Source organism: Vibrio sp. MarTm2 (genome assembly GCF_027587055.1).
GTDB lineage: Bacteria > Pseudomonadota > Gammaproteobacteria > Enterobacterales > Vibrionaceae > Vibrio > Vibrio sinaloensis_D.
Genome location: NZ_JAPPTK010000065.1, coordinates 1 through 320, shown reverse-complemented (window position 1 = coordinate 320; position 320 = coordinate 1). Strand labels below are relative to the sequence as shown.

2 tRNA genes are annotated in these 320 nt (G+C 46.6%); both read right to left on the bottom strand.

Annotated elements, in window-relative coordinates:
- Positions 1-91: 91 nt before the first annotated feature.
- Positions 92-167: transfer RNA gene (locus OH458_RS22055), tRNA-Glu, on the bottom strand.
- A gap of 20 nt (positions 168-187) precedes the next feature.
- Positions 188-263: transfer RNA gene (locus OH458_RS22050), tRNA-Ala, on the bottom strand.
- Between the last annotated feature and the right edge of the window lie 57 nt (positions 264-320).

Here is a 320-nt window from a genome sequence, read left to right as displayed (position 1 = left end):
TTGATTTGTCAGCTTTCCAAATTGTTAAAGAGCTAATCACTTCCTAGGAAGTAACCATTTTTAAAAGCACTATTAGAAATGCACTTAAAGATGGTATCCCGTAGGGGAGTCGAACCCCTGTTACCGCCGTGAAAGGGCGGTGTCCTAGGCCTCTAGACGAACGGGACACAGTAGGATGTAAAACTAGTGGTGGAGCTAATCGGGATCGAACCGATGACCTCTTCGCTGCCAGCGAAGCGCTCTCCCAGCTGAGCTATAGCCCCACATAAATTGCTTCAGCATTCTATGCAGAACCAATCCTTTGCTCTGAACTAAACCAT